We start from the raw sequence: 5,269 nt of genomic DNA on the forward strand, positions 1-5,269 counted from the left end.
TTGAATATGACCTTGATCTGTTCCAGATCGTTGCGGTTAGCCATTTCAATATGGGGGCTATGGAAAATAAGGGTCTGAATATCTTTAACAGCAAATTTGTGCTGGCCGACACCAATACGGCAACTGATACTGATCTGCATCGCGTTGAGTCGATTGTGGCGCATGAATATTTTCACAACTGGACAGGCAACCGTGTGACTTGTCGCGACTGGTTCCAGCTGACTTTGAAAGAGGGTTTGACGGTATTTCGAGATCAGTGCTTTTCGGCAGATATGCATGACGAAGGTGTTCAGCGTGCTGATGATGTCAGCCTGTTACGGGCAGCGCAATTCCCTGAAGACCGTAGCCCAACGGCGCATCCAATCCGACCTGAAAGCTATCGAGAGATCAATAATTTCTATACTGCCACAGTCTATGAAAAAGGTGCCGAAGTCATTCGCATGATGGCAGCGTATCTGGGGCGTGACGGGTTCCGTAAAGGCATGGATCTGTATTTCAAGCGACATGATGGCACGGCGGTTACCTGTGATGATTTTGTTGCTGCCCTGGCCGATAGCAACGATATTGACCTATCAGGATTTGCCCGCTGGTATGCCCAAGCTGGAACACCGCAATTATCGGTTACGCGGGTGGCAGACGATGCGGCAGCCATAACGCTCGATTTTGCTCAGCACATCCCCGAAACCGCGGCCAAGACACCATGTGACCCAGTGCCAATTCCGGTTAGGCTTGGCTTTCTTGATGCGACAGGACAGCCTGTTGCAACCAGCCTGACTTCGGGTGGGGTGCTTGCTGACGAGCATGTCATTCTGATGGATGGTGCACAGCATCGTCAGGCATTTTATAACAGTTCGGTGATGGACAGTAACGCCGTATTAACACCAAGTCTGCTTCGTAATTTTTCGGCACCAGTGGTGTTGGAGGACGATCTGAGCACGACCGAACGCCTGCATATCATGGCGCAGGATACAGACCGTTTTAATCGCTGGGATGCAGCACAAACACTGGCGGCAGATGCAATCATTGCCGCGGCGACAGGCGGCGATAGGCTGGATGCCGATGCGGCGGCTTTGTCGGGTGCCTATGGTAAAATTCTGAATGAAGATGGTCTGCTTGATGCGTTTAAGGCCAGCATGTTCGCCTTGCCGGGCATATCGGTGCTGGAAAGCTGGCTTAAGCCCGCTGATCCGGTGGCTTTGTATCATGCACGAAGACGCTTGCAGGCGGCACTTGGACATGGGCTGGCAGATAATATTGCCGCATGCCTCGAAGACAGCTCACGCCAAGAGCTTCAGGCTAGTAGTGGTGGGCGGGCTTTGTTGAATGCCTTGCTTATGCTGGGCGTTGCGGCGTCAAGCACACAGGCTGAAGATGTTGCGGCCGCACAGGTGCATGACAAAAATATGACATTATCGCAAGGTGCTGTTATGGCATTGAATAACAGCCTATCTTCAGCGCGCGATGTCGGGCTTTCTGTCTTTCATGATCGTTGGCAGGATAATGCCCTGGTCATGGAAAAATGGTTCCAAATGGAATCGATGTCGGTTGTTGGTGGCACGGTGGATCGGCTCAAAGCATTGATGCAGCATCCGTCTTTTGATCCTAATAATCCGAATAAATTACGTGCGGTGCTGGGGGCGTTTATGTCTGGTAACCCTGTGCATTTTTATGCTGAAGATGGTTCAGGCTTTGATTTTATTGCAGATTGCCTGATTGATATTGATGGTCGCAATCCACAAATTTCAGCGCGGATGGTGTTACCGCTGACCCGCATGTCTGCCTATGATGATCGCCGTAAAGCACAAATGATTGCAGCTTTGCAGCGTGTAAATAGAGCAAAACCATCAAACGATCTTGCTGAGATTGTTGAAAAGGCGCTGGCCGCCAATAGTTAAAGCCTGATTTAGCGTTGCAGAAACGCAGGTACGTGGCCTGTGGCCTCAAGCGTATCACCTTGGCAATCCGGTGGTGATGGTAATTCGTCTTTGGTATTGCCGTTACGTGGTTTCTGACGTGGCTCTTTGGTGTTCTGACTTTTTGGCTTGGCTGAAGAAGCTGGTTTTTTGTCGGCCTGTGCCGCGTCTGGTTTTGCATCTTTAGCAGCAGGTTTCTTGCCACGGGTTGCAGGCTTTTTATCAGCGTCTTTGGCGGCAGATGTTTTGGTGTCAGGCGTTTTGGTGTCTGATTGGACGCCGCCAGCATCACCAATAAGCGGGATAGTTTTACCAATCAGGCTTTCGATAGCACCAACATAGCGTTTGTCATCTTTGCCAGCGGCAATGGTGAAAGCGCGGCCAGATTTTCCCGCACGACCTGTTCGACCAATCCGGTGGACATAATCTTCGGCGCTGGTTGGCACATCAAAATTGAACACATGACTAAGGCCAGCTATGTCAAGGCCGCGCGCGGCAACATCGGATGCGATCAGCAGGGGCACTTCGCCCTTTTTGAATTTGTCCAACGCCTCAAGCCGGGCTGATTGGGTCATGTCGCCATGCATTGCAACTGCCGAAAACCCATGATTTGTCAGTGATTTTATCAAGGTTGATATATCGCGTTTCCGGTTACAGAAAATCACCGCATTTTTAACGGTTTCGCTACGCAATAAATCGCGCAAAACAACACGCTTATTCTTGACGTCAGTCCATTGTATATGCTGAGCGACGGTTTCCGCTGTTGATGCAGGCGGTGCAACTTCTATGATTTTCGGGTTGCTGACAAATTTATTGCTGATTTTATGGATGTCATCAGACAAAGTTGCCGAAAAGAACAGCGTTTGACGCAAAGGGGGAAGCAAGCCGACAATGCGCTCAACATCGGGAATGAAACCCATATCAAGCATACGATCCGCTTCATCGATCACCAGAACCTTGACATCATTCAGCATAACCTTGCCACGTTCAAAATGGTCAATCAGGCGCCCCGGCGTGGCGATCAGCACATCAACACCTTTAACAAGCGCGGCATTCTGATCGGCAAAACTGACGCCACCAATTAAAAGCGCCATGCTGAGTTTATGATGCGTGCTGAATTTTTCAAAAGATTCGGCAACCTGGGCAGCAAGTTCGCGAGTTGGTGCCAAAATAAGAGAGCGAGGCAAGCGCGCTTTGGCACGACCAGATGCCAGTATGTCGATCATTGGTAATGTAAAGGAAGCGGTTTTACCCGTGCCAGTCTGAGCAGAGCCCAAAATATCACGTCCCATCAATACAACCGGTATTGATTTTTCCTGTATAGGTGTGGGGCTTTCATAACCTAATTCGGCTACAGCCTGACTAAGCTCATCACTGAGACCGAGGTCAGAAAATTTCAAGGACAACTTCCTTTGAACATTTATAATGCGAGTTGGGTATGCAACCTAAAATTCTGCTACCAAACTATCTGTGGCGGTGATACAGAGTAAACACCGCAAGGTCAATCTTTCATTCAGACAAGCCAGATTATATGACGCGATTTACCCCTGTTTTCATTCCTGGTTTGTTATGTACTGCCGATTTGTTTTCTGCGCAGCTTGACCGTTTTTCTCCTGTTTACCAGACGCTACAAGTGGCTGATACGACGCAGGATGACAGCATTGCCGATATGGCGATGCGGGCACTTTCCATGACAGATGGCATGCTTGTGCCCGTTGGTTTGTCGATGGGGGGATATGTTGCCATGGAAATGGCACGGTGCGCACCTGACCGTATGGCTGGGATGGCGCTTATGAATACCACCTGCCGGATCGATAGTGCGGCACATCGCAAACAGCGTGAACAAGCTATCAATTTGGCGCAAAGTGACCGTTTCAAAGGGGTGACACGGCATCTTCTGCCGCGATTGCTGTCGCCAGATGCGGTGAATGATCCGCATATTGCCAATCGCGTTCTGAAAATGGCTGACGATATTGGGCGGCAAACATTCATCCAGCAACAAACAGCGATCCTTGGTCGGGTAGATCAAAAAGATACGTTGCGGGGGTTCGATCACCCCATGTTGATTTTATGTGGCACGCTGGATGTGCTGACGCCGCCTAGTCTTTCCGCTGAAATGGCTGCGCTTTGTCCCCATGCCGATTACAGCCTGCTGACAGGCATTGGACATTTGTCGTCAATGGAAGCTGAAAGTGCGGTTATTAATGCGTTGCAGATATTGTTTGATAAGGTCGATGCGGTGGTTGATATACGTTAAACGTCAAGATTGGCTAGCGCATCTTCGGCATGATCGCGGATATAACCAAAGCGCAGTTCTGCCTTTTTGCCCATCAATGTGTTGACCAGTTGATCGGTATTGCGACGCAGATCAGCACCAATGCTGTCACGTTGCGGCAATTCAACTTTTAACAGGCGTCGGCTTGCCGGATTCATGGTGGTTTCCTTGAGCTGGGCAGGGGGCATTTCACCAAGTCCCTTAAAGCGGCTAATGTCAATCTTGCCGCGTTTGTCAAAGCCCGTTTCCAACAATGTGTCACGCTGGGCGTCATCTAGCGCATACATTGTTTTGCCACCTTGATTAATACGATAAAGCGGGGGCTGTGCAAGATAGAGCCGCCCTGCTTCGATCAATTGCGGCATTTCACGATAAAAATAGGTCATCAGCAAAGCAGCAATATGCGCGCCATCAACATCGGCATCTGTCATTATGACAACACGCCCATAGCGCAGATCATCGACTTTGAAATCCTTGCCTGGCCGCACACCAAGCGCCAGCGCCAGATCGGATAGTTCCTGATTACCACTGAGCTTTTCAACGGTTGCGCTGGCGACATTCAGAATTTTACCACGTAAAGGCAAGACAGCCTGCGTTTTACGGTTACGTGCCTGTTTTGCCGAGCCACCTGCCGAGTCCCCCTCGACAAGGAATAATTCGGTCAGATCGAGATCGTTTGATGTGCAGTCAGCCAACTTGCCAGGCAGACGCAGACGGCGTGTTGCCGATTTACGCGCAACTTCTTTTTCCTTTTTACGCCGCTTGCGTTCTTCGGCACGTTCGATAGCTGCCTCAAGCAGAAAATTGGCGCGGGCTGAGTCGGCGGATAGCCATTGTTCAAAGCGATCACGCACTGCCTGTTCGGTCATGCGGGTCGCATCAGTCGAGACAAGCCGGTCTTTGGTCTGGCCCTGAAATTGGGGTTCACGCAAGAATACCGACAGCATGACACCAGTATTGGCCAGCACATCATCGGCGGTCAGATCGGCAGCTTTGCGGTTGCCAGCCAGATCACCGTAATTACGCAAAGCGCGCACGATTGCCTGACGAAAGCCGGTTTCGTGCGTGCCGCCCGATGGCG

Annotated in this window: 4 protein-coding genes; 2 read left to right on the forward strand and 2 right to left on the reverse strand. The window is 50.5% G+C overall.

Annotation, left to right across the window (positions count from 1 at the left end):
* Window positions 1-1,895, forward strand: a 1,895-nt coding sequence (gene pepN, locus ABNT28_RS09825) for an aminopeptidase N (RefSeq protein ID WP_348721493.1), incomplete at its 5' end; no start/stop codon positions are given.
* 8 nt (window positions 1,896-1,903) lie between these two features.
* Here pepN and ABNT28_RS09830 read toward each other — a convergent pair.
* Window positions 1,904-3,313, reverse strand: a complete 1,410-nt coding sequence (locus ABNT28_RS09830) for a DEAD/DEAH box helicase (protein WP_332924378.1) — start codon at window positions 3,311-3,313, stop codon at window positions 1,904-1,906.
* A gap of 131 nt (window positions 3,314-3,444) precedes the next feature.
* On the opposite strand from ABNT28_RS09830, the gene ABNT28_RS09835 reads away from it, so the two are divergent.
* Window positions 3,445-4,170 carry an alpha/beta hydrolase gene (locus tag ABNT28_RS09835; RefSeq protein WP_332924377.1) on the forward strand — a complete coding sequence of 242 codons (726 nt, stop codon included), beginning with the start codon at window positions 3,445-3,447 and terminating at the stop codon, window positions 4,168-4,170.
* Here the strand turns inward: ABNT28_RS09835 and ABNT28_RS09840 are convergent.
* On the reverse strand, window positions 4,167-5,269 hold a 1,103-nt coding region (locus tag ABNT28_RS09840; protein ID WP_348721494.1), incomplete at its 5' end, for a toprim domain-containing protein. The genes ABNT28_RS09835 and ABNT28_RS09840 overlap by 4 nt on opposite strands.

Origin of the sequence: uncultured Candidatus Puniceispirillum sp., assembly GCF_963979125.1 — a bacterium.
GTDB lineage: Bacteria > Pseudomonadota > Alphaproteobacteria > Puniceispirillales > Puniceispirillaceae > Puniceispirillum.